The following is a 2670-nucleotide window of genomic DNA, read 5'->3' on the forward strand; positions in this document are numbered from 1 at the left end:
CAAACTTATATTTAACTCACCTTGAATATATCGATCGCTCCTGCTAGTGGTCTGCGATCAATTATTCAGCAAACCCTTTGTAGTAGCGGTTTCAACCGCCCAATCATCGAGGGAGTAGCCAACCCGGATTTACTGTCAACCTACCATTTTCGCGCGCCGCTGACGGAAGAAAATCGCCAAAAGCCCGATCGCACCTACCACCAACAGCAGCCATTCTTCGGGTTCAGGAACCCCCGAAACATTCAGAGGATTATTCGGCTTACTCAACTGTTCCTTACCGGATTCTACCTCGCGTTCAAATCGATCGCTCTTAGCTTCCGCTGCTTTTAGCTGTTCCCTTTGCGCGTCATTAACTAACACAATCATCGAAGAATAAGGCGTCACCACTTTGAAATTTTTAGCTACTGCGTGCATCGCATCCAGTTGCGTCAATTGATTGGAAGTTTTCTGCTTGCTAAGTGCAGTTATCAACTGGCGCGCCGCTATCGGTTTAAAGCCTTCATTTCCGGCATTTTTTGACTCTGCAACGGCGGCCGATTTTGCACTTTTTTCCGACTGTGGCGTTTTGGCATAATTCCAAACATAGCCGTCAACAACACTAACGGTAGATTTGCCCGAAGCTGTTGTGGTTGCTACTCGCTGCATCGCCTCTTTCATATCCGTAGCAACTCCGCCGCCACTATCTTGAATCACCTTCAAAGTTGCGTCGTCGTAGCCGGGGGGCAAACCACCCAAATGCACTGTCCATAGGGGTGCAGAGATGGAAAGTTTAAGTTTGCGATCGTCCGACAATTCGTAACTGTGGCGATCGCTCACCAAAAATACAGTATCATAACTTTTCTCGCCCCGCAACTGTGCAAACTGTTGCAGCATATCTTTGAGCTGGATTGTACCGTAAAATGTCACCTTTGCCGCATCGAAACTGCGTAAATCTTCCACAAACTTAGGTGGCATTCCCGCAGCGCTGGCGACATACAAATCAACAGCATTTTTGCCTGCTGCATTAGCTTTCAACCATTCAAAAGTCTCTTTTACTTCCTTACTTTCCGCCGCCATGCTGCGGGAAGTATCGAGAATAACTGCAAATTTTTTGCCTTGCGGTAGCGAGTAATTTGCATCAGCCAGCGGCTTAGCAGAAATGATATTTCCTCCCGGTAGAATCGCCTGCTGCGCTGTTAGCGGTTGCTGTGCGACTGCGGGCAAAAAGGGTGGTAGCCAAGTTTCTCTGGCTTCTTTCCCGCTGTATTTTACCTCTTTTCCGGCGATCGTGCGGCGAGTATTTTGGTTCCAAAAAATGTTGCGTTTTTCAGCCAAAACAGGCATCGCCCAACCCTGCGGCTGGCGCATGACTTTGTAAGTCAGCCACAGGTGCATTTCCGTTGGCCCGTCAGTTTGGGTGAATTCTCGTTTAGCCGGGATTGGAAAAGCCCGCAAACGGTATTGTTTGGGGCCAATTTGTTCTAGCAAAGCCGGATCGACTCTTTCTACTACCTGTTGGTTGTAGACTTGCTGGGCCGCACCGCGAGGCGATACCGTAAATACAAAACGTTTGTTTAAATCCCCAGTATCTCCCAGCCAAACTCCTGTAACTGCGGCGCTTTCAGGCAGGGAAAAGTAGTAAAATACTTCTTGTAAGTTCGGCGTTTGATTTTTGTAAACTTCGTAGAGTTGAACGTCAGCCCAGTCGCCGTTTTCTTTGACTGTCACTTCTTGCGACTGCAACCATACTTTTTCTTGATTGACATTCAGCAAACCTGCTTTAGCTTCTTCCCGGTTTGATGTTGACTGTACCGCGTGTTTTACTGCTTCTCTGTCGCCTTTTTGCAGTTCCGTATCGAAGAATTCGCCGTAGAGTTTTTCGGCTTTTTCCACATCAGCACTAGAGCCTTGATACAAAAACGGCGACATTAAAAAATTATAGCTGTTCTGCAAGGTGTGAGCCGCTTCGTCAGGGAAAATCCAAATATTTTTGTACATCTCATAAATGTGGTTGTTTTCTCCTACAGTGCTGAGGTAGCGGTAAGGGGACAAATAAGCGTTAACTAAGCCGGATCGAATTGCATCAGATTTGGCTAATAAAGTTTGGCGGCTGCTGTCGTTTGCGGGGGGAGTCGCCAACATTTTCAGTGCTGCAACTTGTGGCTGCTGCTGCAAAGCCGAGAAAATAGCCAGCCAAGCTGCTATGACTCCCAAACTTCCGATTAGCGCTTTATTTTTCCCGTATTGTTCAGCAAAACTCTGCCATATTTTCCGGCCGGAATGAATGTAGAGAAAGCCGTACAGCGAAGGCATAACCACGAACAAGCTACAGGTTAAACCAAACAATATAAACGATAGCGGTATCCAAATTAAAGCAGAGGCCCACGCCCCGTATTTAAACATCTCCAGAAATGGTGAAACCCATGTAAACTTGAAAAATTGAATGACGAAAAATAAGAATCCATAAAGTGTATACAATGCCACAGGTACAGCGTAATAAAGCAGCAATGTTGCCGCCCAAATACCAACTACTAGCATTAAACTGTGGCATCCTAATTGCAGCCATGCACTTCGTTTTTTTCCGTTTGCTTGTAAATAACGAGGCTGTTTATTAGTAAGGATTCAGGTCAGAGGGTATTGACAAGTGTGACATTCTGGGCGGAATATTACAATTATGGAAAAAAACCTGCC

At 46.3% G+C, this 2670-nt stretch carries 1 protein-coding gene; it reads right to left on the minus strand.

What is annotated here, in order from left to right:
- Window positions 1-135 precede the first annotated feature (135 nt).
- Window positions 136-2601 carry a TIGR02921 family PEP-CTERM protein gene (locus QUA34_RS29905; protein ID WP_333391114.1) on the minus strand — a complete coding sequence of 822 codons (2466 nt, stop codon included), beginning with the start codon at window positions 2599-2601 and terminating at the stop codon, window positions 136-138.
- Between the last annotated feature and the right edge of the window lie 69 nt (window positions 2602-2670).

Source organism: Microcoleus sp. POL10_C6, from assembly GCF_036701585.1.
In the GTDB taxonomy this organism is placed as follows: domain Bacteria; phylum Cyanobacteriota; class Cyanobacteriia; order Cyanobacteriales; family Microcoleaceae; genus Microcoleus.